The sequence below is a fragment of the Psychrobacter sp. TB20-MNA-CIBAN-0197 genome (assembly GCF_040309765.1).
Taxonomy (GTDB): Bacteria; Pseudomonadota; Gammaproteobacteria; order Pseudomonadales; family Moraxellaceae; genus Psychrobacter; species Psychrobacter submarinus.
The window spans coordinates 1-316 of the sequence record NZ_JBEOPC010000272.1; the positions used below are offsets into that span (position 1 = coordinate 1).

Annotated in this window: 1 protein-coding gene; it reads right to left on the bottom strand. The window is 55.4% G+C overall.

The genetic code is table 11. The features are described 5' to 3' along the window. Nucleotides 1-316: hypothetical protein (locus tag AAEY83_RS13625; RefSeq protein ID WP_351059609.1), on the bottom strand; the 316-nt coding region annotated here is incomplete at both ends.

Below are 316 nucleotides of genomic sequence, written 5' to 3' on the forward strand. Positions count from 1 at the left end.
GGGTGTATGTGTTCGGAATATTCACTCGCCAGGTCATCGAATCGCTTGTCCACGGAAGCAAACTGTTCGCTCACATGGCTCAGGGCGTCGATGCGTATGCGCAGATCACTGAGGCTTTCATCGGCGCTAAGGTCCCGTGAACTCTGAACGTTCAGCGCAGCATCTTCGAACAGACCGGCCAGCGCTTGTTGTGCCTCGACATGAGCGGTGGAATCGCCGGGCTTGATGCAGGTGTACTGGCCGAGACTGATCTGCAGAGTCTTCAGGTCATCCAGCGGGTAGGGCGCCAGGCTGATGTTGTATTTCTGCTTTATAT